Consider the following 23,522-nt stretch of genomic DNA (forward strand, 5'->3'; position numbering starts at 1 on the left):
ATGCGCGACCAGACCGTCCTCCAGCCCGGCACCGAGGTCCCCGCAGGGGTGCACTACCTGGCCACCGAGCGGGACACCGCGTTCTGGGGCCGTCTGCCGTGCGCCGCGGACGAGCCGGTCCTCACGGTCGACCCGGGGGACGACGTCGTGGTCGACACGCTGTCCCACGAGGGCATCCTCGAGGACCAGGGATCGGATCCGCTCGCGTACTTCGCCGAGCGGGGCGTGCCCGACGGGGCGGTGCTGGCCGACGCCGTCGACCTGGCGCGGGCCGCCCGCGCGGGCGAGCGGGCGAGCCGGCTCGGCGTCCGCGTACCCGGCCTGCTCGACGTCCCCGGAGCCCACGGCGGGCACGTGGTCACCGGGCCGGTCGCGGTGCGGGGTGCCCGTGCGGGCGACCTGCTGGCGATCCGTGTGCTGGAGGCGACCCCGCGCGTTCCCTACGGTGTGATCTCCAACCGGCACGGCCGTGGTGCGCTGCCGGGCGAGCACCCCGCCGGTGGTGCCGCCGTGGTGAGCGTGTTCGCCCAGGTGGACGCCGACGGTCGTGGGCGTCTGCCGCTGTCGGGCGGGCCGTCCGGTGCGTCCGGGGTCTCCGGGCCGGAGGGTGTGCCGCCGTCGTCGGGCGGGCGCGAGGGCGGTCCTGCGCCGTCGTCGTCGCGCACGGACGCCGCGGACGCCGGGCCGACCGTCGGCTTCGACCTCGCGCCCTTCTGCGGGATCATGGGGGTCGCCGCGGCAGGTGGTGAACGGCCCCACTCCGTGCCGCCGGGGAGTTTCGGCGGCAACCTCGACATCAGTCTCCTCGGTGCGGGCACCACGCTCTACCTGCCCGTACAGGCCGACGGCGCGCTGGCGTACCTGGGCGACCCGCATTTCGCGCAGGGCGACGGCGAGGTGGCGCTCACCGCGTTCGAGGCGTCGCTGCGGATGCGTGTACGTCTCGACCTGGTCCCGGCCGCCGACGCGACCGCGATGTTCGGCGAACTCACCGGGCCATTGGGGGAGACGAGCGACTTTCTCGTCCCCACGGGCCTGGACCGCGACCTCGACGTGGCCGTGCAGGACTGCGTCCGCGCGGCCATCGCCCTGCTGCGCGCCCGCTACGGGATGGACGCCGCGCACGCGTACGCCTACCTGTCGGCGGCGACCGACTTCAACATCTCCCAGGTCGTGGACGTGGTCAAGGGCGTCCACGCAAGGATCCGCACGTCGGACTTCGCGACCTGAGGCGCGTCCGCCGCTGGCACGATGGGCCGCATGGACAGCTCTGTGTGGCGGGTGCTCGGGGACGACGGCGTGGAGACGGTGCAGCCCGCCGGCCCCTTGGTGGCACCGACTGGCTCGGGTGTGCTGGACGGCGAGACCGTCGCCGTCAAGGATCTGTTCGCGGTGGCCGGGCAGCGGATCGGGGCAGGGAATCCCGCCTGGCTCGCGGAGGCGCCCGTGGAAGCGGCGCACGCCCCCGCCGTGGCCCGGCTCCTGGGGGCCGGCGCGGCGGTCACCGGGATCGCGCGGACCGAGGAGTTCGCCTGGTCGCTGACCGGCGCGAACGCGCACTACGGCACGCCACCCAACCCCGCCGCGCCCGGCCGGATCAGTGGGGGGTCGACGTCGGGGCCGGCGACGGCGGTCGCGGGCGGTGAGGTGAGCGTCGGGCTCGGTACCGACACGTCAGGGTCGATCCGCGTGCCCGCCGCCTATCAGGGGCTGTGGGGTTTCCGGCCCACTCACGGGGTGATCCCGACCGCGGGTGTGCTGCCCCTGGCGCCGTCGTTCGACACGGTCGGCTGGCTGACCGGCGACGCCGGCCTGCTGACGCGGGTCGGGGACGTGCTGCTCCCGGCCGGCGGCGTCGCGCCGTCGGGTGAGCTGCTCACCGCCCCGGACCTGCTGGCCATGCTGAGCCCGGAGGTGCGGGAGGCGGTGGTCGGCGCCGTGCACCGCGGCACGGCGAGCCTGGAGCAGCGGCCGGGGCAGGTCGACTGGCCGGTGGGGCCCACGTGGGTCGAGGCGCTGCGTGTCGTCCAGGCCGCTGAGGCGTGGGAGGCGCACGGCGGCTGGGCCGAGCGGCACCTCGACCGGATCGGGCCCGCCGTGAGAGGACGGTTCGAGTACGCGCGGACGGTCACCACGGCGCAGGCGGCCGAGGCCCGCGGGGTCGCCGCGGCGGCACGCACCGAGATCCGCGACCGCCTGGGCAGCGGTGTCCTGGTCATTCCCGCCGTCGCGTCGGTCGCGCCGCCGGCCGGCGACCCCGACGCCGCCGAGGCGGTCCGCGCGGACACGGTGCGGCTGTGTGCTACCGCGGTACTGGGCGGTCTTCCGGCCGTCACCATCCCGGTCCCTACCTCCGGCGGTCCTCCGACCGGGTTCTGCCTGGTGGGGCCGGCGGGCTCGGACCGCGCCCTCCTGGAGCTCGCGGCCGGACCCGGCTGGGAACCGGAGACACCCCGCCCCAAGCGCCCCGCCGCCACCTGACCACCTCCGGGGCACCTGACCCCGGGGCACTTGACCACCCCTTCGGCGGCCACGGCCACCTCACCCCCTGCTGAGCTTGGTTCAACAGGGTTTCGAATCCATTTAAGAGGCCGCGAAAGGTCTGCGAGACCCTGTTGAACCGCGTTCAGTTGCCCGGTGCCCGGTGCCCGGTGCCCGGTGCCCGGTGCCCGGTGCCCGGTGCCCGGTGCCCGGTGGCGGGTGGCGGGTGCGGCGGCTGGTGCCGGGCGAGGTTTTACGTGGGCGAAACGTGCGTGTCGCACGCGCGGGGTCGTGAAACCGTAGATTCATGACCATGGATCTGGCCACCTTCAACTCTCTGCCCGACACCGAGGCGGTCGGCGTCGTGCGGCCGTGCGCGGACGTCCCTGCGTGGGTGGACGACGTCGTCTCCGGCCGCCCCTACCCGACGCGCGAAGCCCTGGTGCGACGCGCGACACGCGCCGCCGCGCACTGGGGCGTGGCCGACCTGGACGCCGCGCTCACGCAGCACCCGCGGATCGGAGAGCGGCCCGGGGGCGCCACCCGCGAGGCAGCCATGTCGCGGAGGGAGCAAGGGTCGGCGTCGTCGGCCGACGCGGCGACGACGACCGCGATCGCGAACGGCAACGCCGTCTACGAGAAGCGGTTTGGCCGCATCTTCCTGATCCGCGCCGCCGGCCGGACCGGGCCTGAGATTCTCGCGAACCTCACCGCCCGGCTGCGGAACGACGACGCGACCGAGACGCTGGTGGCGATCGACGAGCTGCGGCAGATCGCTCTGCTGCGCCTCGACGGCCTGGTCGACGAGGGGACCCCGGCATGACCACCGCCTCCACCCACGTGCTCGACGCCGCCCGCGGTCTCCCGGCCGCCGGCCTGCGGGCGACGCTCACCGGTCCTCTGCCCGGTCCGCCCCGGCTGCTCTCGGCCGAGGACGACATGGGTGTCGACCCGCGGGCCGACGCCGTGCCCGGCAGCCCTGACGCGGGGCGCCGCCGAGCTGCCACGGACGACGACGGCCGCATCGACTGGGGTGAGCTGCCCGGGCCGGGCACCTACACGCTGGAGCTGGCGACCGGTGACTGGTTCGCCGCGCAGGACCGCGACACGTTCTACCCGCGCGTCGTGCTGGAGGTGGCCCTCGGGGCCGCTCACGCGCACGTCGCGCTGCTGCTGAGCCCGTTCGCCTACACGACCTACCGGGGGAGCTGACATGCCGATCGTCCTGGGCGCCAACCAGTACGGCAAGGCCGAGGTGCGGCTGGTCCGCGTGGACCGCGGCACCCCGCGCCACCGCCTCACCGACCTGAGCGTCACGTCCCAGCTCCGCGGGGACTTCGCCGCGACCCATCTGGAGGGCGACAACGCCGGCGTCATCGCGACCGACACGCAGAAGAACACGGTGTACGCGTTCGCGCGCGCCGGTGTCGGCGCGCCGGAGACCTTCCTTGCCCGGCTGGCGCGGCACTTCCTCACGTTTCCCCAGGTGACGGGCGGACGCTGGGTCGCGGAGCAGTACGCCTGGGATCGGATCGGAGCAGACGGCGCGGCCGGGTCGGGCCCGGGCACCGCCACGTCCGCCGGACCCCGCCCCGCCGCGGCCGCCGGCCACGACCACTCCTTCGTACGCCCGGGGGGCGGGCCCCGGACCGCGCTCGTCCACGCCGCCACGTCCGACGACGGCGACCCGCACCTGACAGTCCTGGCCGGCCTGCGCGACGTGACACTGCTCAAGTCCACCGGCTCCGAGTTCCACGGCTTCCCCCGCGACCGCTACACCACCCTCCCCGAGGTCACGGATCGCGTCCTGGCCACGGACGTCACGGCGTGGTGGCGCTACACGGACAGCTTCGTGGCCGCCGCGCTCGCCGCCGACGACGAGGGCGCGACCTTCGACGCGCGCCACGACGCGGTCCGCTCGATCCTCCTGGAGACGTTCGCGGGCCTGCACTCCCTCGCGCTCCAGCAGACCGTGTACGCGATGGGCAGGGCGGTGCTGGAGGCGCACCCCGAGATCGCCGAGATCCGGTTGAGCTGCCCCAACAACCACCACTTCCTCGTGGACCTCGAACCGTTCGGCCTGGACAACCCCGGTGAGGTGTTCTTCGCCGCGGACCGTCCGTACGGCCTCATCGAGGCCGCCGTGACCAGGTCGGACGACGCGACCGACGACGACCCGGGCGGGCAGCCCGGCCAGGGCCCGGAGCATCCGGTGTGGGCGACGATCGGGGGCTTCGTATGAGTCTGCTGGTCGGGTCCGAGCAGATGCTGGTCGAGGGCGCGCTGCGCTCCGGGGTCCTGCTGATCGAGGGCGACAGGATCGCCCAGGTGTGGTGGGGCACCTCCGACCCGGACCGCGTCGCCCTCGGTGACGGCGGCGCCGAGGTGCTCGGCGGTCCGGACGTGGGCGACCCCGCTCCTGCCTCGCAAGTCCTGCGGCTCGGTGACGCCGTCGTGCTGCCCGGCGTCGTCGACACGCACGTGCACGTCAACGAGCCCGGCCGGACCGAGTGGGAGGGCTTCGCGTCCGCCTCCCGGGCTGCCGCCCTCGGCGGTGTCACCACGATCATCGACATGCCGCTGAACTCGGTCCCGCCCACCACCAGCGTCGAGGCGCTCGCGGTCAAGCGGGCCGCCGCCGAGGCGCTCGCCGCCCGGCCCGGCAGGCCAGGCACCGGCGGTGGTCTGGTGTGCGACGTCGGCTTCTGGGGAGGGGCCGTTCCCGGCAACGTCGAGGACCTCGAACCGCTCTGGGATGCCGGGGCGTTCGGCTTCAAGTGCTTCCTCGCCGACTCCGGTGTGCCCGAGTTCCCGCCGCTCGCTCCGGACGAGCTGCTGGCGGCGATGGACCGGCTGGCCCGGTTCGGCGGGCTGATGGTCGTGCACGCGGAGGACCCCGGCGTCCTCGCGGCGGCTCCGGCGCGGCAGGGTCCGGCGTACGCGGACTTTCTGCTGTCCCGCCCCCACGAGGCGGAGACGACGGCGGTCGCGCGGCTGCTCGACGTCGTCCGGGAGACCGGGACGCGCACCCACGTGCTGCACGTGTCCTCGGCCCGGGTGCTGGACCTGCTCGCCGCGGCCAAGGACGAGGGCCTGCCGGTCACGGCCGAGACCTGCCACCACTACCTGACGATCGCCGCCGAGGACGTGCCCGCCGGCGACCCGGCCTACAAGTGCTGCCCGCCGATCCGGGACCGGGGCAACCAGGACGCCCTCTGGGACGGCCTCCGTGCCGGCATCCTCGACTGCGTGGTGAGTGACCACTCGCCCACGACCACCGACAAGAAATATGGTGCCAAGCCGCGCGGCGAGGTCGACCTGCAGCAGGCCTGGGGCGGCATCAGCGGTCTGCAGACCGGGTTCGTCGCCCTCGCGGACGCCGCCCGGCGCCGGGGTGTGCCCCTGGCCGACGTGTCCCGCTGGACCGCTCAGCAGACCGCCGAACTCGTCGGCCTGGACCGCTCCGACCGTCCCAAGGGTGTGCTCGCGGAGGGCGCTGCGGCGGACCTGGTGGTGTACCACCCCGACGTGGAGCGCACGGTCGACGTCGCCGGCCTGGCCCACCGCAACCCGGTCAGTGCCTACGACGGCATGACGATCACCGGGGAGGTCGCCGCGACCGTCCTGGGCGGCCGTCTCGTGGCCGGCGCCTTCCCCGGTGCCGCGGCCCACGGAGAGTTCGACGACGGCACCGGGCACCCGGAGGCGGACGTCGGGCACGGAGGCGACGGCCGGCTGCTCGCCCGGCCCGGCAGCGTCGCGACCCGCCGGGAGAACGCATGACGAGCCACCCGCGACCCGACCCGCCGGCCACGCCCGAGGAGATCGCATGACCTCCCAGATCAACCCGCCCCCGCGGCTGCTGATGGGCCCCGGCCCGGTCGACGCCGACCCGCGCGTGCTGCGCGCGATGGCCGCACCGCTGGTGGGCCAGTTCGACCCGTTCATGACGGACACCATGACCGAGACGATGGGCCTGTGGCGCGACGTCTGGCGCACCGCGAACGAGCAGACGTTCCTCGTGGACGGCACGTCGCGGGCGGGGATCGAGGCGGCGCTGGTGTCGCTCCTGGAGCCGGGGGACGACGTCGTCGTGCCGTCGTTCGGGCGGTTCGGCCATCTGCTCGCGGAGATCTCCGCGCGTGCCGGGGCGCGGGTGCACCCGGTCGAGGCGGAGTGGGGGAGCGTCGTCGACCCGGATCGTGTCGCCGACGTCGTGCGACGGGTGCGGCCGCGGGTGATCGCGGTCGTGCACGGGGACACGTCCACGACGATGGCGCAGCCGCTGGACGCGCTCGGCGAGATCGCGCGGACCCACGATGCCCTGCTGTACGTCGACGCGACCGCGACGCTGGGCGGCAACGTGTTCGAGGCCGACGCCTGGCGGATCGACGCCGCCACGGCAGGCCTGCAGAAGTGCCTCGGCGGCCCGTCGGGCAGCGCGCCGGTCACGCTCTCGGAGCGCGCCGCCGCGCGAATCCGCTCGCGACGGCACGTGGAGGCGGGCATCCGGTCCGCCGACGACGTCGAGGCGACCGGCCCGCGCATCGCCTCCAACTACCTCGACCTCGCGCAGATCATGGAGTACTGGGGACCGCGGCGCCTCAACCACCACACCGAGGCCACGTCCATGCTGTACGCGGCACGCGAGTGCGCGCGGCTGGTCGGCGCGGAGGGGGTCGAGTCGCGAGCCGCCCGCCATGCCCGGCACGGGGCGGCGATGGTCGCCGGGGTGCGCGGGCTGGGGCTGGAGACGTTCGGCGACGACCGGTTCCGGATGAACAACGTGGTCGCCGTGCAGATCCCGGAGCGCCTGCGTGCCGCGCCGGACGCGGGCGACGGCGTGCGCGGCGCGCTGCTGGAGGACTTCGGCATCGAGATCGGCACGTCGTTCGGGCCGCTGCACGGGCAGGTCTGGCGGATCGGCGTGATGGGCACCGGTGCGCGCCGCGACGCCGTGCTGACCACGCTCGCCGGGCTGGAGCACGTGCTGCGCCGCGCCGGGGTCGGCGTTCTGGCCGGGGGTGGCGTCGACGCGGCGCTGAGAACGTACGGCACGCCGGGCGACGTCGCCCCGGGCGGCGGCCAGCGGCGCGGCGACGCCGGACCGCCGACCGGCCTCGTGCCCGACCGCGCCCCGGCGGCCGGGCCGGAGGGACGCCGATGACCACCGCGCGCCGGGCGCTCGACCGTTGTGCCGACCTGACCTCCTACTCCGCCCGTCCGGACCGGCTGGAGCGCACCTACCTCACGCCCGAGCACGCCGCCGCCAACACGGCGGTCGCGGGGTGGATGCGGGACGCGGGCCTGGACACGGAGACCGACGCGGCCGGGAACCTGTGGGGACGCCGCGCCCCCGAGCCTCCTGGAGCGGACGGTGTCCGCCAGGAGCCGGGCACGCGCGGCGTACCGGCGCTGGTGCTGGGCTCCCACCTGGACACCGTCCCGGACGCGGGCGCCTTCGACGGGCCGCTCGGGGTGGTGCTCGCGATCGCTGTCGCCGAGCGGCTGCGGGATGCGGCGCTGCCGTTCGCGCTGGAGGTCGTCGGCTTCTGGGACGAGGAGGGCGCGCGCTTCGGCACGGCGCTCATGGGCAGCAGCGCCGTGGCCGGGCGGTGGGACGAGGCCTGGTGGGAGCGGCGCGACGCCGACGGCGTCACCGTGCGCGAGGCGTTCGAACGGTTCGGGCTCGCCCCGGACCGGGTCGGCGAGGCGGCCCGGCGTCCCGCGGACCTGGTGGGCTACCTGGAGGCGCACATCGAGCAGGGCCCGCGCCTGGAGGCGGCCGGCCTGCCGCTCGGGTACGTGACGTCGATCGCGGGCGCGCGACGGTTCGTCCTCACCCTGACCGGCGAGGCCCGGCACGCCGGGGGCACGCCGTACGAGCGGCGCAAGGACGCCCTCGCCGCCGCGTCGGAGGTGGTGCTGGCCGCAGAGCGGCTCGCCCGTGACGCCGGGGCGCTCGCGACCGTGGGTGACGTGCGCGTGCTGCCCGGCGCGGTCAACGTGATCCCGGGACGGGCAGAGGTCACGCTCGACGTCCGCGCCGTCGACGACGCCGCACGGGACACGCTCGTGGCCGCGATCGAGGCGGCAGGTCACGCGGCCGGCGCCCGCCGGGGCGTCACGCTCGACGTCACCGAGACCCACCGCGCGCCGTCGGCCACCTGCTCGGAACGCCTCAGCCGCACCGTGTCCGACGGCGTCCGCGCCGCCCGGCCCGGCAGCGGCGACGTCCCCGGCCTCTGGAGCCCCGCCGGGCACGACGCCATGGCCATGGCCGCGGTGACCGAGGTGGGCATGCTGTTCGTCCGCTGCCACGACGGGATCAGCCACCACCCGGCGGAGTCGGTGCGCGAGGACGACGTCGCGGTCGCGCTGGACGCGTTCGAGGCGGCGGTGCTCGCCGTCGCGCGGGACGTCCGGGGGACGACGCCGTGATGCCGCTCGAGACCCGCGTCCGGGAACGCTACGCCGACCTGTCCCCGCAGGAGGCGCGCGCCGCCGACCTGCTGCTGGAACGGATGTCGGACCTCGCCGCCTACCGGGCCACCGAGCTGGCCGAGCTCGCCGGGGTGTCCAAGGCGACGATGAGCCGGCTGGTGCGGCGCCTCGGCTACGAGGACTTCGAAGGCCTGCGCGAGCACCTGCGGGAGCAGCGTGGCCGGGGCCTGCCGGTGACGGTGACCCCGCCGGCCGGACTCGCCGCCCGGCTCCAGCGGGAGACCGAGCACCTGCAGCGTGCCTACGCGGCGCTCGACGAGACCGCGGTCGAGGACGCCGCGACGGCGCTGGCCCGCGCGCGGCGGGTGCTGGTGGTCGGGCGGCGCGGGAGCCATCCGGTGGCCGCCGAGCTGCGGCGCAACCTGGCGCAGGTGCGGCCCGGCGTGATGCTCGCGCCGTCGCCTGGCCAGTCGCTCGCCGAGGATCTCGTGGGCGTCGGCCGGGAGGACGTCGTCGTCGTGGTCTCCTTCCGGCGGCACCCCGCGGGGACGGCCGCCGCCGTCGAACGGCTCGTCGAGGCGGGCGTCCCCGTGCTGCTCCTGGCGGACCCGACGCTGCGCCGGCTCGCCGCCGGTGTGCGCTGGTGGATCGAGTGCCCCGTGGGGTACGAGGGCGCGTTCGACTCGCACGCCGTCCCGATGAGCCTCGTGGCCACGCTGTCGGACCTGGTGCTCGCGCGGACGGCGTCCGGGGCGGCCCGGATCGCGGAGGTGGACGCCGTGTACGCCGAGCTCGGCGAGCTGGACGAGGGCTGACACGAGGACTCATGGACCTGGACATCGACGGCGTGCGCATCGCACGCGAACGCGCCGACCTGGCGCTGGGCCCGGGCGAGCGGCTGCTCGCCGGAGGGACCTTCCTGTACTCCGAACCGGTCCCGCCGGGCGTGACAGGACTCGTCGACCTGCTCGGCCTCGGCTGGGAGCCGTGGGCACCGTCCGGCGACGGCGCGGGGCCGGGCGGCTCCGCGAGTCGCGACGGCGCGGTACGACCGGGCGGGCTCGAGGTGGCCGCGACCTGCACGATCGCGATGCTGCGGGACCGGGCCGCGGCGTCGGCCGGGTGGCATCCGGGTCTGCGGCTCGTGGCCTCCTGCGTCTCGGCGTTCCTGCTGTCCTTCAAGGTGGCGCACACCGCGACCGTGGGCGGGAACCTGGCCCTCGCCCTGCCGGCGGGGCCGATGGCGGCGCTGTTCGCCACCCTGGACGCCACGGCGGAGATCTGGACACCGGCCGGCGGCGCCCGGACGGAGCCCGTGGCGGACCTGATCACCGGCCCGGGCACCACCACGCTCGCCCACGGTGAGGTGCTGCGTGCCCTCCACGTGCCGGCGGCGGGCCTTCGCGCGCGGACTGCCGCCCGGAAGCTCAGCCTGACGGAGTTCGGCCGCTCGGCCGTGCTCGTCACGGGCGCATCGGCCGCCGGGCGACCGGTCCCCGCGAGCGCGGGCGCCGTCGTCGGCGAGGGGCCGGCGCGCCCCGCGGCCTCGTCCGAGGACACGGTCCGGCTGGCACTGACCGCGTCCGTGCCCCGGCCGCTCGTGCTCACCGTCCCCTCGGGCGGCCATCACGTCCTGGACGCCGCGCTGGACCGGATCACCGACTGGTACGACGACCCGCACGGCGCCCCCGACTGGCGCGCCGCCATGACGCGCCGGCTCGCCCACGAGGTCCTGGAGGAACTCTCATGACGACGCACGAGCGCCCCGGGCCCGCCTCGACGTGCGGGGACCGGCGATGAAGATCGACGGGACCGAGAGCCCCCACGCGCCCCGACCCGGCCAGTGCCTCCGTACCTACCTGCGCGAACAGGGCGCGACAGCGGTCAAGCGCGGCTGCGACGCCGGCGACTGCGGTGCCTGCACCGTGCTGCTCGACGGCGCCCCCGTGCACTCCTGCCTGATCCCCGCCCACCGGGCGGCGGAGTCCGAGATCACGACGGCCGCGGGTCTCGGTACCCCCGAGGAACCGCACCCGGTCCAGCAGGGCTTCGCCGAGGCCGGGGGCTTCCAGTGCGGCTTCTGCACCCCGGGCATGGTCACCACGGCCGTGGCCCTCGCCGGGGCGGCGCCTGGTGCGGCGCCTGGTGCGGCGGAGGCCCTGTCCCGGCAGGACGGCGGGGTCGACGCCGAGCTGTGGAAGGGGAACCTCTGCCGCTGCACCGGGTACCGGTCGATCCAGGACGCGATCACGGGGAAGTCCAACACCGAGGGACCGGCGGCCGGGGGCGGGCCCGGGACCGGCCGGCGTGAGGGTCCCGGGGACGACACCGTCTCCTTCGGCCGGTCCGTCCGTGCTCCCGCCGCCGCGCGGGTCGTCTCCGGGCGCGAGCCGTACACGCTCGACGAGCCCGCACCGCCCGGACTGCTGCACGTCGCGGTGCTCGGCAGCCCGCACGCCCACGCCCGCATCACCCGCATCTCCGCCGACACGGCACGCCGCGCGCCCGGAGTGCACCTCGTCCTCACCCACGCCGACGTCCCCGACACGCTCTACTCCACCGGCCGCCACGAGCACCGCACCGACGACCCCGACGACACCCGCCTCCTCGACCCCGTGCTCCGCTTCCGCAGCCAGCGGGTCGCCGTCGCCGTCGCGGACTCGCCACGCCTGGCCCGCGAGGCGCTGGCCCTCGTCCGCGTCGAGTACGAGATCCTGCCCGCCGTCCTCGACCCGGTCCTCGCCCGCCGCCCCGCCACCGGCGGCAGCGTCGCCGGACACGGGTCGGCGCCGGCGGTCCCGCTCCTGCACGCCGAGAAGGACCCGGTGGCCTCCCGTATCGCGGACCCCGCGCGGAACGTCGTCGCGCAGGTCCACGAGGAGTACCCCGCTCCCGGCGCCGTCGACGCGGCGCTCGCCGCCTCCGCGCACACCGTCACCGGCACGTGGACGACGTCGCGCGTCGCCCACGCGAGCCTGGAGACGCACGCCGCCCGCGCGCACGTCGCGCCCGACGGCACGCTCGTGGTCCGCACCTCCACCCAGGTCCCGTTCCTGGTCCGCGACGAGCTCGCCCGCCTGCTGGAGCGCGACCCGGCCTCGGTGCGGGTCGTCGCGCCCCGCGTGGGCGGTGGCTTCGGGGGCAAGCAGGAGATGCTGCTCGAAGACGTCGTCGCGCTCGCGGCGCTCCGCACCGGTCGGCCCGTCCAGTGGGAGCCCAGCCGCGAAGAGGCCTTCGCCACGTTCCCCTGCCGGCACCCGATGCGCGTCACCGTCACCCTCGGGGCCGACGACGACGGTACCCTCACCGCCCTCGCCGTCGACGCCCTCTCCGACACCGGCGCCTACGGCAACCACGCGCCCGGCGTCCTGTTCCACGGGCTCAACGAGTCGGTCGCGGTCTACCGCGCCCCTGCCAAGCGGGTCGACGGCGAGGCCGTCTACACGAACAACCTGCCCTCCGGCGCGTTCCGGGGGTACGGGCTCGGCCAGATCCAGCTCGCCGTCGAGCAGGCCATGGACGAGCTCGCCGCACGCACCGGGCTGAGCCCGGCCGAGCTCCGCCGCCGCAACGTGGTCCGTCCCGGCGACCCGTTCATCACGGGCCACGTGGACGACGGCGACCTGGAGTACGGCTCCTACGGCCTGGACCAGTGCCTCGACCTGGTCGAACGCGAGCTCCACCCGCCGCCCCCCGCGGTCCCCGCTCACGCAGGCCCGGCCGGCCGCACCGGCGCCTCCGACGGGGCGGACAGCGGGTGGAGCGTCGGGAGCGGGCTGGCGCTCGCGATGATCGCGACGCTGCCACCGCGCGGGCACCGGTCGCAGGCTCGTGTCGTGGCGCACCCCGACGGGACGTTCGCCGTGCACGTCGGGACCGCCGAGTTCGGGAACGGGACGTCGACGGCGCTCGTGCAGATCGCGGCGACCGAGCTCGGCGTCGTGCCCGGCCGGGTGCGGCTGGTCCAGTCGGACACGGCGACCTCGGGGTACGACACCGGTGCCTACGGCTCGGCCGGGACCGTCGTGGCGGGACTGGTCGTCGCCCGGGCGGCCGCCGAGGTGCGGGAGAAGCTGGGGGCGGGTGGGCGTCCGCCGTCGGACCGCCTGCCGTCCGACCTGGTCGAGGCGACCGCCTCGCACGACGGCACGCCGCGTTCCGTGGCGTTCAACGTGCACGGCTTCCGCGTGGCGGTGCGGCGCGCGACGGGGGAGGTGCGCATCCTGCGCTCGGTGCACGCCGCCGACGCGGGCGTCGTCATCAACCCGGAGCAGCTGCGCGGCCAGATCGAGGGCGGCGTCGCGCAGGCGATCGGGTCGGCGCTCCAGGAGCGGCTGGAGCTGTCGGACGGGTCCGACGGCGTCCCGGCGGGCACCGTCCGCACGCGCACCTTGCGCAACTACCGGCTGCCCGCCATGGCCGACGTGCCCCGCACCGACGTGTTCTTCGCCGACACCGCCGACCGGCTCGGCGTGCGCGGGGCGAAGTCCATGAGCGAGGCTCCGTACAACCCCGTCGCTCCAGCGCTGGCGAACGCGATCGCCGACGCGACGGGCGTCCGCCCTCACGGGATCCCCATGCAGCGCGACGTCCTGTGGCGGCTGCTCAACAGCGAGGAGACATCATGACCGACCCCGAGGAGACCGGACCCGACGCGGTCGACTCCGACGCGACCTGCCTCGACGACGACCGCTGGCTCGCTCGCGCCGTCACGCTCGCCACCGAGAACGTCGCGCACGGGGGAGGGCCGTTCGGCGCGGTCGTGGTGCGCGACGGCGCCGAGATCGCCGTCGGCGTCAACCGCGTGACCCTCGACCTCGACCCCACCGCGCACGCCGAGGTGGTGGCGATGCGCGCCGCCTGCCAGGCGCTGGGGACGCACGAGTTGTCCGGCGCGACGCTGTACTCCTCGTGCGAGCCGTGCCCGCTGTGCCTGACGGCGAGCCTGTGGGCACGGCTGGACCGCATCGTGTTCGCGGCCGACCGGCACGACGCCGCGGAGGCGGGCTTCGACGACCGAGCCTTCTACGAGCTCCTGGAGCAGGACCGTGACACCTGGCCCCACTCGGTCACGTCCCGTCGCATCCCGGCGGCCGGTGCTCCGTTCGCCGCGTGGAAGTCCGCGGAGACCCGCACCCCGTACTGACCGGCCCCGCGTCCTCGGCGGCATCGACGGGCCTCGGCGGCCGGACGGGTCACCCGGACCGGCGTGCGAACGGGGCGTCCGGCACCGTGCCGTGAGGCCGGCGGTGCCGTGAGGCCGGCAGAGCGCGCCGCCGATCGCACGACGACGTCACGACTGCACTAGCGTGGCGCCCATGGTTGATGCCGTCGGGATCGTGCTGGCAGGCGGAGGCGGGAGGCGGTTCGGCGGGCCCAAGGCGCTCGCGCGGGACGGCGGCGGGACTCCCTGGGTCGAGGTCGCGTGCCGTGCGCTGCGCGACGGCGGGTGCGGTGAGGTGGTCGTGACGCTCGGAGCCGGGGCGGACGACGCCGGACCGCTGGTGCCGGGCTGGGCCATGACCGTCGTCGTCCCCGACTGGGCCGACGGCGCGTCCGCATCTCTCCGGGCAGGGCTCGCGGCAGCCGTCGGGACCCGCGCCGACGTCGCGGTGATCACGCTCGTGGACCTGCCGGACCAGCGTCCCGAGGCGGTGCGGCGGCTGCTCGCGGCCGGTCCGTCGACCGGCTCACGACGGCGCGACGACGAAGCGGGCGCGGACACGCTCCGGCGCGCGGCGTACGACGGGCGGCCGGGGCATCCCGTCGTGCTCGGGCGGCAGCACTGGGAACCGGTCGCGCACACCGTCGAGGGAGACGGCGGGGCGGCCACGTACCTGCGGGAGCACGGCGTGCGCGCCGTCGACTGCACGGACCTCGGCGGCGGCGACGACGTCGACCGGCGGTAGCGGGCCGCCGGTGCGGCTCAGGCGACGGAGCCGGACTCGTCGTCCTTCTCGGACGGGAAGAGCTGCGCCGCCTCGAACTGGTCGAGCACCTCCTGGATCACCGACTCCGGCGCCTCGCCCGCCGCGGACGCACCCTCGAGCCGCGCCTTCAGCGCGGCGATCAGCAGGAGCTGCTCGTCCAGCTTGTCGCCCAGGGCGCCGAGTCCCTGCGGGGTCACCAGGCCGTCCAGGTCCATGACCTCCGGCTGATTCTTGTCGTCCGTCACTGTCGGTATTCTCCTCGATCGAAACGGTGAACGCTCACATCAGCGCGCATATGCGCGTCGCCAGATCGTCCGGTCCGCGCGTCGGCCCGGAGTCCCGGGCCGTGTCGGCCACGCCGGCTCTTTCGGTTCTGCCGGTTCTGTCGGCCACCTGGAGGCCCGGCGACCCTACTTTCGGGCACAACGGACATCAAGGGTGCGAGGTCGGAATTCACCATTCGTGCACAGGGCCCGCCGCGCCGTGCGTCCGGCGTCGCGACGAGCGAGGTCGAGGAGCCACGAGACCCGTGCGGTCTCTGTGGGTGCAGGAGTGTCGGACCCAGCAGATACTGTGCACTCAACGACCCGTTGTCCTGTCCGATTTCGGTAGTATCGAGGCACCATGACCACCAAGAACCGCATCCTCTGCGCGCTCCTGGGCGCAGGCGCCGTGAGCCTGACCTTTCTCATCCTCGCCTGGGTCCCCGATGTCCTGACCTGGCTCCTCGGTGTGGGCGGGTCGGTGCTCTTCCTGGTCTCGCTCGCGATCCCGGGTCCCGCCTACACCAAGCAGCCGCCGTGGCACTCCGTGTCGATCCTCGACCGCGGGTACATGACACCCGCCGAGGTGCACCAGATGCTCGGGATCTGGCTGCCCACCCAGAGCGAGTACCTCGAGGCGCGCGACGCGCAGTGGACCGTGGCGCGGCACGTGCCCAAGTGGCGGGCCGACCACGTCGTGCAGGTCCTCGACTACCGCGGCGTCATCGCGGAGCGGCGGTTCGAGCCGCTGTCCGCGCTGCAGTGGGTGGGTGTGCACATCTTCCCGGTGCTCATCGGCGCGCTGCTGACCCTCCCGCTGCTGGCGGTCATCGGGTTCGGCACGTTCGGGAACAACTGGCTCAAGGCGCTCCTGCTGTTCGCCGTGTGGGGAGCGGTCGCCATGATCGTGCGCGGGATCCTGGAGAAGTACGTGATCCACCGCGTGGTCTGGGAGCCCGAGCTCACCTCGGACGGCACCCGCTTCGTCGAGCGCTGACCGCACCCGCGCCGGCGCCCCGGCCGGGATGTCAGTCAGGGCTGCGAGAATGCTCTCGTGCCCCTGTATCGAGACGACGCGATCGTGCTGCGGACCCAGAAGCTGGGCGAGGCGGACCGGATCGTCACGCTCCTGACCCGCGAGCGGGGCAAGGTGCGCGCCGTCGGGCGGGGGGTGCGGCGGACGTCGTCCCGGTTCGGGGCGCGGCTGGAACCGTTCATGGCCGTGGACGTGCAGCTGCACACGGGCCGCACGCTCGACACGGTCACGCAGGCCGAGACCGTCGGCGCCTACGCGCGGCGGATCTGCGAGGACTACGAGCTCTACACGGCGGGCACCGCGATGCTGGAGGCCGCCGACCGGCTGGTGGACCAGGAGGGCGAGCCGGCGGTGCAGCAGTACTGGCTGCTGTCGGGCGGGCTGCGGGCCCTGGCCGAGCGGCACCACGCGGCCGGGCTGGTCCTGGACTCCTACCTGCTGCGGGCGCTGGCCGTGGCGGGCTGGGCGCTGTCGCCGGTCGACTGCGCGCGCTGCGGCGAGCCGGGTCCGCACTCGGCGTTCAACGTGGCCCAGGGCGGTGCGGTGTGCCCGCGTTGCCGGCCCCCAGGGTCGCCGTCGCCCGCGCCCGAGACGTTCCGCCTGCTCGCGGCGCTGCTGTCGGGGGACTGGGACACCGCGGACGCGTCGGACGGGCGGCACCGGAACGAGGCGAGCGGCCTGGTGGCCGCCTACAGCCAGTACTACCTGGAGAGGACACTGAGATCGTTGAGGATGGTCGAGCGCTCATGAGCCAAGCGATGCCGGGCCCGCGGGGCCCGTTCGTCGAGCCGTACCCCCACCCGTCGGGCGTGCGTGCGCCGCGGATTCCCCGTGAGTTCCTGCCCCGGCACGTCGCGGTCGTGATGGACGGGAACGGCCGGTGGGCGAACGCGCGCGGGCTCGCGCGCACGGAGGGGCACAAGGCGGGGGAGGCGTCGCTGCTCGACGTCGTCGCCGGCGCCGTCGAGCTCGGCGTCGAGAACATCTCGGCGTACGCGTTCTCGACGGAGAACTGGAAGCGCTCGCCCGAGGAGGTGGCGTTCCTCATGCGTTTCACCCACGAGGTGATGGAGCGCCAGCTCGAGACGATGGCGTCCTGGGGGGTGCGGATCCGCTGGTCGGGGCGGCGGCCCAAGCTGTGGGGCTCGGTGATCAAGGTGCTGGAGCGGTGCGAGGAGGCGACGCGCGACAACGACCGCTGCACCCTGACGATGTGCGTGAACTACGGCGGCCGCGCGGAGCTGGCCGACGCCGCGGCGTCCATCGCCCGTGAGGTCTCGGCCGGCCGGCTGGACCCCCGCAAGATCACCGAGAAGACGATGCAGAAGCACCTGTACGTGCCGGACGCGCCCGACGTCGATCTCTTCCTGCGGACCGGTGGCGAGCAGCGGACCAGCAACTTCATGGTCTGGCAGGCGGCGTACGCCGAGATGGTCTACCTTCCGGAGGCTTGGCCCGACGTCGACCGCCGGCACCTCTGGCGCGCCGTCGAGGAGTACGCGAGCCGCGACCGCCGCTACGGCGGGGCGATCGACGCGGTCACGTCGACGTAGATCTCGTCCCGACGGCGTCCGCCGAGGAGGTGGGGCTCGAACGGCCCCACCACCTCGGCGGACGGACTGGTCAGCCCAAGAGGTTGCCCAGCTCCTCGGCGAGCGCCGGGATGCCGTCGGGCCAGTCGTAGGACAGGGCGGTGGGCGGCGACACGGACGACACCGGGACGTTGCCGACGACCTGGGCGACGTGTCCGGCCTGCACCGCGGGCAGGGCCTGCAGCTGCTTGCTGTCGGGCAGGGCCTCGGCCTCCTCCTCGGTGTAGGTGTAGGCCACGATCACGTCGGACTCGAGCTTGTCGAGCTCCTCGTAGGTGAGCGTGTAGAAGAAGCCCTCACCGTTCGTGGAGTCGAGCTCGTCGACGGCCGGAGCCGTGGTCAGGCCGAGACGCTCGAGGAAGCCGGCGCGCGGGTCGGACGAGTTGTACACGTACACCAGGCCCTCGGACGGGCTGTCCGCGATGGCGGCGACCGTCTGGCCCTCGAACTCGGGGTTCTCCTCGGCGAGGTCCCCCGCGTACTCCTCGATCTCCGCGACGACCTGCTCGCCCTCCCCGCTGCGGCCGAGGGCGCTCGCGGTGTCCGTGATGATCTGCTCCCACGGCGTGGCCCACGGCCCGTCGGTGTACGCGACGACCGGTGCGATCTCGCTGAGCAGCTCGTACTGCTCCTCCGTGACGCCGGAGTAGGGCGCGACGATCACGTCCGGCTCGGCCTCGGCGAACTGCTCGTACGGCACCTCGTCGCCGGCGTTGGGGTCGTCGAGGATGACGGGCGGTTCCTCGCCGGCCTCGTCGTAGGCCTCCTCGACCCACGGCAGGAGGGCGTCCTCGCCGACGGTCCAGACCTGCTCGGCGACGGCGACCGGGTAGACGCCGACGGAGATCGCGGCCTCGGTGGAGCCCCAGCCCCAGGTGGCGACGCGCTCCGGTGCCTCCTCGATGACGGTCTCGCCGAGGGCGTGCTCGATGGTGATCGGGAACTCGTCCGTGGCGGCGCCGGCCTCCGACGGGGCTTCGTCGTCGGGCTCCGACGAGCCGCAGCCGGCCAGGGCGAGGGCTGATGCGGCCAGCAGGCCGGCCGCGGTGGTGAGGGTGCGGCGAACTCGCACGGGTCCTCCTTGATATCCGGGGGCCCGACGACGCCGGGCGCGTGTGAGGCGAGCCTAACCTCATCAGCCAGGCTTTTTCGTCACGTCCACATCACGAAATTCCCTGCGGGGTGTGTCCTGCGTCGCACCCGGTTCAGCTCGCCGTGTGGAAACGCCCGCGAGGCACCACCATCGGCGTCCCGGAGACCGGGTCCGGCACGACGTCCGACTCCAGGTCGAACGCGCCCTGGACCACCTCGCTGGTCAGTACCGCGCGGGGAGCGCCCTCGGCGACGATCTTCCCGGAGTTCATCACCACCAGGTGGTCCGCGTACCGGGCAGCGAGGTTCAGCTCGTGGAGCACCATCGCGACCGTGGTGCCACGCTCCCGGTTCAGGGACGTGAGCAGGTCGAGCAGGTCGAGCTGGTGGCGTACGTCGAGGAACGTCGTCGGCTCGTCGAGCAGCACGATGTCGGTCTGCTGCGCGAGCACCATCGCGATCCACACCCGCTGCCGCTGCCCTCCGGACAGGTCCTGGACGGGCCGGTCGGCGAGGTCGGCCACGCCGGTCGAGGCGAGTGCGGAGGCGACCACGGCGTCGTCGTCGGACGAGTGCCTGCCGAACCAGCCCTGGTGCGGGTAGCGGCCGCGCGCGACGAGCTCGGCCACGCGGACGCCGTCGGGCGCGATCGACGACTGCGGCAGCATCCCGACCGCACGGGCGAGCTCGCGCCGCGACATCGCGGTGACGTCCCGGTCGTCCAGCAGGACCGTGCCGCCGGACAGCGCGTGCAGGCGCGCCATCCCACGCAGGAGCGTGGACTTGCCGCAGGCGTTGGGGCCGACGATCGCGGTGATCTTCCCGGCGGGCAGGACCAGGTCGAGGCCGTCGATGACGGTGCGGCCGTCGTAGCCGAGGACGACGCCCTCGGCCCGCAGGGTCGGGCCGGCCACGGCGTCCCCGGCCCGGTCCGCCGGGCCGGCGTCGGTGGTGGCGTCCTCGCGGAGCCCGGGACCCGCGGCCCCGGTGCTGTCTGAGCGCGTCGTCACCGGCGCTCCTTTCTCTCGTTCGTGGCCAGCAGCCACAGCAGGTACGGCGCGCCGACCAGGCCGGTCACGATGCCGACGGGCGCGGAGACGCCGAACACCTCATGGTTGCCGATGAGGTCGGCCGCCAGCGTCAGGAGGGCTCCGACCGCGGTGGACGCGGCCAGCGCGGGGCCGCCGTCGGACAGCAGGCGCCGGGCGATCGCCGGGGCGACCAGGGCGACGAACGCGACCGGCCCGGCGAACGACGTGGCCAGGGCGACGAGCCCGACGGCCAGCAGCAGCGTCGTCACGCGCGCCGCGTTCACGGGCACGCCGAGCGCGCGGGCGTTGTCGTCGCCCAGCGCGAGGGGGCGCTGTGTGCGGGCCACGACGGCGACGCAGAGCGCGAGGACGAGGCCGCCGCTCGCGAGCATCCCGAGGTCGTCGCCGCGGACGTCGGCCACGGAGCCCACCGTCCACAGCAGGGCCGAGGCGGCTTCGCGCTCGTCGGCGCGGGCGAGCAGCCACGACAGGAAGGACTGGCACAGGTACGCGAAGCCGACCCCGACCAGGACGAACCGGATCGAGTGCAGGCCGCGGCGCCACGCGAAGAACCAGATGGCCAGCGCGACGGTGAGCGCTCCGCCGAACGCCGACGCGGCCACGGCGAACCCCATCAGGCCGAAGGTCAGCAGGGCGGTCACCGCGCCGAGGCTCGCGCCGGACGCGATGCCGAGGATGTCGGGGGAGGCCAGCGGGTTGCGCAGGGTCGACTGGAACATCGCACCGGCCAGCCCGAACATCGCGCCGACCAGGATCGCGGCGACGACGCGCGGCATCCGCAGGCGCTGCACGATGAACAGGTCGCCGCCGTCGCCCACGCCGAACGCGGCGAGCAGGGCCGTGCCGGGGTCGATCGGGGAGTCGCCGAGCATCAGGCCGAGGGTCCCGAGCGCGGCGATCGCCGCGACGCAGGTCGTCAGGATCAGGCCGAGCCGCCGGCGCCGCGAGGTGCGCAGCCTGGCGACGGCGGTCGTGGTGGCGCCGGGCGCGGGCGTCTCGGTGGTCACGGGGCCGGTCATCATCACACCCCCGACAGGGAGCGGCTGCGGGCGACGGCGATGAGGACGGGCGCCCCGATCGCGGCGGCGACGACCCCGGCCTCGAGCTCGGAGTGCGGCAGCAGGAGCCTGCCGACGACGTCGGCGCCGAGCAGCACCACCGGCCCGAGCAGCAGGGCGGCCAGGGTGATCCAGCGGTAGTCCGTGCCGACCAGGCGGCGGGCGGCGTGCGGGACCGCCAGGCCGACCAGTGCGATCGGGCCGACCAGGGAGGTGGCCGTCGCGGAGAGCAGCACGATCCCGACGCCGGAGACGGCGCGCGTGGTCCCGACCTTCTGGCCCAGCGCGGTGGCGACGTCGTCGCCGAGGGCGAGCATGTTCATCCGGTTCGCCATGAGCGCGGCGAGGACCACGCCCACCGCGAGGAACGGCCACAGGTCGGCCAGCGCCGCCGAGCGGACACCGGCGAGCGACCCGACGGCCCACTGCCGGTAGAGGTTGAACGCCAGCGAGTTGCTCACCAGCGCGATGGTGATGAGGGGCGTGAGCAGCGCGGTCACGGTGGCGCCGACCAGCGCCAGGCGGACGGGCCGGCCGGCCCCGATCGAGAAGACGAGCAGCGCCGCGACGGCGGCGCCCGCGAACGCGAACCCGATGTAGCCCAGCGGCGACGTGACGCCGAGGAAGATGATCGACAGCACGATCGCCAGGCTGGCCCCGGCGTTCAGCCCGAGGAGCCCGGGGTCCGCGATCGGGTTGCGGGTGACACCCTGGACGAGCGTCCCGGCCAGCGCGAGGGCGGCGCCTGCGGCGATCCCGACGGCGGTACGGGGCAGGCGCTGCTCGACGACCACGCGATGGTCCTGGTCGTCGGGGAGCGGCGTGCCGGTGGCCCAGCCGGTCAGGGCGTCCCACACGTCCGCGGGGTGGATGTCGCGGACGCCGAGGGCGAGGCTCGCCAGCACGGTCGCGCCGAGGGCGGCGACCAGGCCGAGCAGGATCAGCGTCCTGCGGCGGGCTCGATCGGGAGTGCGGGCCACCTCACCGGCCAGGGCCACCGAGGGTGAGGTAAGCATTGCCTAAGTCTTGCACAGCCGGAGGGGTGCTCCGGCGTCGTGCTCGCACAGCAGAACGCCGGAGCGGGCGACCCGGTGACGGGCCCCCCACCCCGGCGCGACGCGGGTACCGCCCCGGGTCACACGCCCGGCAGGTGGCCCGCCAGGTAGGTGACGAGCTGGTCGATCGAGATGCGCTCCTGCGTCATGGCGTCGCGGTGGCGCACCGTGACCGCCTGGTCCTCGAGCGTGTCGAAGTCGACGGTGACGGCCAGCGGGGTGCCGATCTCGTCCTGGCGGCGGTAGCGCTTGCCGATGGCCTGCGTCACGTCGTAGTCGATGTTCCAGTACTTGCGCAGCTCGTCGGCGATCTTCTCCGCCGTGGGCAGGAGCTCCGCGGACTTGGACAGCGGCAGCACCGCGACCTTGACCGGCGCCAGGCGCGGGTCGAGCCGCAGCACGGTGCGCTTGTCGACGCCGCCCTTGGTGTTGGGGGCCTCGTCCTCGTCGTACGCCTCGACGAGGAAGGCCATGAGCGACCGGGTCAGGCCGGCGGCCGGCTCGATGACGTACGGGAAGTACTTCTCGTTCGTCGCCGGGTCGCGGTACTGCAGGTCCTTGCCCGAGTGCTCGGCGTGCGTCCGCAGGTCGAAGTCGGTGCGGTTCGCGATGCCCTCGAGCTCGCCCCACTCGCCGCCCGTGAAGCCGAACCGGTACTCGATGTCGACCGTGCGCGTCGAGTAGTGGGACAGCTTGTCCTTGGGGTGCTCGTAGTGCCGCAGGTTGTCGCGCGAGATGCCCAGGTCCGTGTACCAGCTCGTGCGGTAGTCGATCCAGTACTGGTGCCAGGTCTCGTCCTCGCCGGGCGTGACGAAGAACTCCATCTCCATCTGCTCGAACTCGCGGGTGCGGAAGATGAAGTTGCCGGGCGTGATCTCGTTGCGGAACGACTTGCCGATCTGGCCGATGCCGAACGGGGGCTTCATCCGGGCCGACTGCGCCACGTTGGCGAAGTTCACGAAGATGCCCTGCGCCGTCTCGGGCCGCAGGTAGTGCAGGCCGGACTCGTCCTCGACGGGGCCGAGGTACGTCTTCAGCATCATGTTGAAGTCGCGCGGCTCGGTCCACTGGCCCCGCGTGCCGCAGTTCGGACAGGCGATCTCGGCGAGACCGCCCTCGGGGGAGCGGCCCTTCTTCTCCTCGAACTCCTCGACCATGTGGTCCTCACGGAAGCGCTTGTGGCAGCTCAGGCACTCCGTCAGCGGGTCGTTGAAGGCGCCGAGGTGGCCCGAGGCCACCCACACGGGGCGCGGCAGGATCACTGCCGAGTCGAGGCCGACGACGTCGTTCCGGCTGGTCACCATCGAGCGCCACCACTGGCGCTTGATGTTCTCCTTCAGCTCCACGCCGAGCGGGCCGTAGTCCCACGCCGATCGCGTCCCGCCGTAGATCTCCGCCGACTGGAAGACGAAACCTCGCTTCTTGGCGAGCGAGACGACGGCGTCGAGCTTGGCGGTCTGCGCGGAGCGCGATGGCTTGTCGGACACGGGGGTATCTCTCCAGGTGGAATGGATCGCCG

The 23,522-nt window shown here is 74.3% G+C and carries 22 protein-coding genes; 16 read left to right on the forward strand and 6 right to left on the reverse strand.

From position 1 onward, the window contains the following. The 13 genes from ACYU96_RS01415 to ACYU96_RS01475 all read left to right on the forward strand — a co-directional run bounded on the left by ACYU96_RS01415 (position 1) and on the right by ACYU96_RS01475 (position 14,834). Positions 1-1,230: an acetamidase/formamidase family protein gene (locus tag ACYU96_RS01415; RefSeq protein WP_460748353.1), complete on the forward strand. Its 1,230-nt coding sequence runs from the start codon at positions 1-3 to the stop codon at positions 1,228-1,230. A gap of 30 nt (positions 1,231-1,260) precedes the next feature. Then, a complete protein-coding gene (locus tag ACYU96_RS01420; RefSeq protein ID WP_460748355.1) occupies positions 1,261-2,481 on the forward strand; it encodes an amidase family protein in 1,221 nt (406 codons plus the stop codon). A 307-nt stretch (positions 2,482-2,788) separates the two neighbouring features. Continuing rightward, positions 2,789-3,304 carry a 2-oxo-4-hydroxy-4-carboxy-5-ureidoimidazoline decarboxylase gene (uraD, locus tag ACYU96_RS01425; protein WP_460748356.1) on the forward strand — a complete coding sequence of 172 codons (516 nt, stop codon included), beginning with the start codon at positions 2,789-2,791 and terminating at the stop codon, positions 3,302-3,304. Beyond that, positions 3,301-3,693, forward strand: coding sequence for a hydroxyisourate hydrolase (locus ACYU96_RS01430; RefSeq protein ID WP_460748358.1), 393 nt, complete (start codon positions 3,301-3,303; stop codon positions 3,691-3,693). The genes uraD and ACYU96_RS01430 overlap by 4 nt, the downstream gene beginning before the upstream one ends. A gap of 1 nt (position 3,694) precedes the next feature. After that, the gene (gene pucL, locus ACYU96_RS01435) at positions 3,695-4,723 is read left to right on the forward strand and encodes a factor-independent urate hydroxylase (RefSeq protein ID WP_460748359.1); all 1,029 of its coding nucleotides are present in this window, start codon (positions 3,695-3,697) and stop codon (positions 4,721-4,723) included. Beyond that, positions 4,720-6,264 carry an allantoinase AllB gene (gene allB / locus ACYU96_RS01440; RefSeq protein ID WP_460748361.1) on the forward strand — a complete coding sequence of 515 codons (1,545 nt, stop codon included), beginning with the start codon at positions 4,720-4,722 and terminating at the stop codon, positions 6,262-6,264. The genes pucL and allB overlap by 4 nt, the downstream gene beginning before the upstream one ends. A gap of 46 nt (positions 6,265-6,310) precedes the next feature. Next, on the forward strand, positions 6,311-7,648 hold the full coding sequence (locus ACYU96_RS01445; protein ID WP_460748363.1) for a pyridoxal-phosphate-dependent aminotransferase family protein: 1,338 nt from the start codon (positions 6,311-6,313) through the stop codon (positions 7,646-7,648). Further along, on the forward strand, positions 7,645-8,922 hold the full coding sequence (locus ACYU96_RS01450; protein ID WP_460748365.1) for an allantoate amidohydrolase: 1,278 nt from the start codon (positions 7,645-7,647) through the stop codon (positions 8,920-8,922). The genes ACYU96_RS01445 and ACYU96_RS01450 overlap by 4 nt, the downstream gene beginning before the upstream one ends. Next, positions 8,922-9,740 (forward strand): MurR/RpiR family transcriptional regulator, encoded by an 819-nt coding sequence (locus tag ACYU96_RS01455; protein ID WP_460748367.1) that lies wholly within the window; start codon positions 8,922-8,924, stop codon positions 9,738-9,740. Before ACYU96_RS01450 ends, ACYU96_RS01455 begins: the two co-directional genes overlap by 1 nt. Before the next feature lie 11 nt (positions 9,741-9,751). Further along, positions 9,752-10,675, forward strand: coding sequence for an FAD binding domain-containing protein (locus ACYU96_RS01460; RefSeq protein WP_460748370.1), 924 nt, complete (start codon positions 9,752-9,754; stop codon positions 10,673-10,675). 46 nt (positions 10,676-10,721) lie between these two features. Further along, positions 10,722-13,553, forward strand: coding sequence for a molybdopterin-dependent oxidoreductase (locus tag ACYU96_RS01465; protein ID WP_460748372.1), 2,832 nt, complete (start codon positions 10,722-10,724; stop codon positions 13,551-13,553). Beyond that, complete coding sequence (locus ACYU96_RS01470; RefSeq protein WP_460748374.1) at positions 13,550-14,071, forward strand: nucleoside deaminase; 522 nt, start codon at positions 13,550-13,552, stop codon at positions 14,069-14,071. The genes ACYU96_RS01465 and ACYU96_RS01470 overlap by 4 nt, the downstream gene beginning before the upstream one ends. A gap of 172 nt (positions 14,072-14,243) precedes the next feature. After that, entirely contained in the window at positions 14,244-14,834 is a 591-nt protein-coding gene (locus ACYU96_RS01475) for a nucleotidyltransferase family protein (protein WP_460748378.1), read from the forward strand. 17 nt (positions 14,835-14,851) lie between these two features. Here the strand turns inward: ACYU96_RS01475 and ACYU96_RS01480 are convergent, their stop codons facing one another. After that, complete coding sequence (locus ACYU96_RS01480) at positions 14,852-15,100, reverse strand: hypothetical protein (RefSeq protein WP_460748381.1); 249 nt, start codon at positions 15,098-15,100, stop codon at positions 14,852-14,854. A gap of 379 nt (positions 15,101-15,479) precedes the next feature. On the opposite strand from ACYU96_RS01480, the gene ACYU96_RS01485 reads away from it, so the two are divergent. The 3 genes from ACYU96_RS01485 to ACYU96_RS01495 are packed head-to-tail and all read left to right on the forward strand — an operon-like array spanning position 15,480 to position 17,707. Further along, positions 15,480-16,115 carry a hypothetical protein gene (locus tag ACYU96_RS01485; protein WP_460748382.1) on the forward strand — a complete coding sequence of 212 codons (636 nt, stop codon included), beginning with the start codon at positions 15,480-15,482 and terminating at the stop codon, positions 16,113-16,115. Between the two features lie 57 nt (positions 16,116-16,172). Next, positions 16,173-16,904: a DNA repair protein RecO gene (gene recO / locus ACYU96_RS01490; RefSeq protein ID WP_460748384.1), complete on the forward strand. Its 732-nt coding sequence runs from the start codon at positions 16,173-16,175 to the stop codon at positions 16,902-16,904. Beyond that, positions 16,901-17,707 carry an isoprenyl transferase gene (locus tag ACYU96_RS01495; RefSeq protein ID WP_460748387.1) on the forward strand — a complete coding sequence of 269 codons (807 nt, stop codon included), beginning with the start codon at positions 16,901-16,903 and terminating at the stop codon, positions 17,705-17,707. Before recO ends, ACYU96_RS01495 begins: the two co-directional genes overlap by 4 nt. 70 nt (positions 17,708-17,777) lie before the next feature. Here the strand turns inward: ACYU96_RS01495 and ACYU96_RS01500 are convergent, their stop codons facing one another. From ACYU96_RS01500 to ACYU96_RS01520, 5 genes are all read right to left on the reverse strand, one after another. Continuing rightward, complete coding sequence (locus ACYU96_RS01500; protein WP_460748390.1) at positions 17,778-18,818, reverse strand: iron-siderophore ABC transporter substrate-binding protein; 1,041 nt, start codon at positions 18,816-18,818, stop codon at positions 17,778-17,780. 133 nt (positions 18,819-18,951) lie between these two features. After that, a complete protein-coding gene (locus ACYU96_RS01505) occupies positions 18,952-19,752 on the reverse strand; it encodes an ABC transporter ATP-binding protein (protein WP_460748436.1) in 801 nt (266 codons plus the stop codon). Positions 19,753-19,844: 92 nt separating this feature from the next. Continuing rightward, positions 19,845-20,909 (reverse strand): FecCD family ABC transporter permease, encoded by a 1,065-nt coding sequence (locus ACYU96_RS01510; protein WP_460748393.1) that lies wholly within the window; start codon positions 20,907-20,909, stop codon positions 19,845-19,847. A gap of 2 nt (positions 20,910-20,911) precedes the next feature. Next, a complete protein-coding gene (locus ACYU96_RS01515; protein ID WP_460748396.1) occupies positions 20,912-21,964 on the reverse strand; it encodes a FecCD family ABC transporter permease in 1,053 nt (350 codons plus the stop codon). Positions 21,965-22,083: 119 nt separating this feature from the next. After that, on the reverse strand, positions 22,084-23,490 hold the full coding sequence (locus tag ACYU96_RS01520; RefSeq protein ID WP_460748399.1) for a glycine--tRNA ligase: 1,407 nt from the start codon (positions 23,488-23,490) through the stop codon (positions 22,084-22,086). Between the last annotated feature and the right edge of the window lie 32 nt (positions 23,491-23,522).

This window comes from Myceligenerans cantabricum, from assembly GCF_054777735.1.

Bases quoted from the DNA above. Each gene is read 5' to 3' on its own strand.
- ACYU96_RS01415 (WP_460748353.1), top strand. From the start codon at position 1: ATGCGCGACCAGACCGTCCTCCAGCCCGGCACCGAGGTCCCCGCAGGG.
- ACYU96_RS01420 (WP_460748355.1), top strand. From the start codon at position 1,261: ATGGACAGCTCTGTGTGGCGGGTGCTCGGGGACGACGGCGTGGAGACG.
- uraD (WP_460748356.1), top strand. From the start codon at position 2,789: ATGACCATGGATCTGGCCACCTTCAACTCTCTGCCCGACACCGAGGCG.
- ACYU96_RS01430 (WP_460748358.1), top strand. From the start codon at position 3,301: ATGACCACCGCCTCCACCCACGTGCTCGACGCCGCCCGCGGTCTCCCG.
- pucL (WP_460748359.1), top strand. From the start codon at position 3,695: ATGCCGATCGTCCTGGGCGCCAACCAGTACGGCAAGGCCGAGGTGCGG.
- allB (WP_460748361.1), top strand. From the start codon at position 4,720: ATGAGTCTGCTGGTCGGGTCCGAGCAGATGCTGGTCGAGGGCGCGCTG.
- ACYU96_RS01445 (WP_460748363.1), top strand. From the start codon at position 6,311: ATGACCTCCCAGATCAACCCGCCCCCGCGGCTGCTGATGGGCCCCGGC.
- ACYU96_RS01450 (WP_460748365.1), top strand. From the start codon at position 7,645: ATGACCACCGCGCGCCGGGCGCTCGACCGTTGTGCCGACCTGACCTCC.
- ACYU96_RS01455 (WP_460748367.1), top strand. From the start codon at position 8,922: ATGCCGCTCGAGACCCGCGTCCGGGAACGCTACGCCGACCTGTCCCCG.
- ACYU96_RS01460 (WP_460748370.1), top strand. From the start codon at position 9,752: ATGGACCTGGACATCGACGGCGTGCGCATCGCACGCGAACGCGCCGAC.
- ACYU96_RS01465 (WP_460748372.1), top strand. From the start codon at position 10,722: ATGAAGATCGACGGGACCGAGAGCCCCCACGCGCCCCGACCCGGCCAG.
- ACYU96_RS01470 (WP_460748374.1), top strand. From the start codon at position 13,550: ATGACCGACCCCGAGGAGACCGGACCCGACGCGGTCGACTCCGACGCG.
- ACYU96_RS01475 (WP_460748378.1), top strand. From the start codon at position 14,244: ATGGTTGATGCCGTCGGGATCGTGCTGGCAGGCGGAGGCGGGAGGCGG.
- ACYU96_RS01485 (WP_460748382.1), top strand. From the start codon at position 15,480: ATGACCACCAAGAACCGCATCCTCTGCGCGCTCCTGGGCGCAGGCGCC.
- ACYU96_RS01495 (WP_460748387.1), top strand. From the start codon at position 16,901: ATGAGCCAAGCGATGCCGGGCCCGCGGGGCCCGTTCGTCGAGCCGTAC.
- ACYU96_RS01510 (WP_460748393.1), bottom strand. From the start codon at position 20,909: ATGACCGGCCCCGTGACCACCGAGACGCCCGCGCCCGGCGCCACCACG.
- ACYU96_RS01515 (WP_460748396.1), bottom strand. From the start codon at position 21,964: ATGCTTACCTCACCCTCGGTGGCCCTGGCCGGTGAGGTGGCCCGCACT.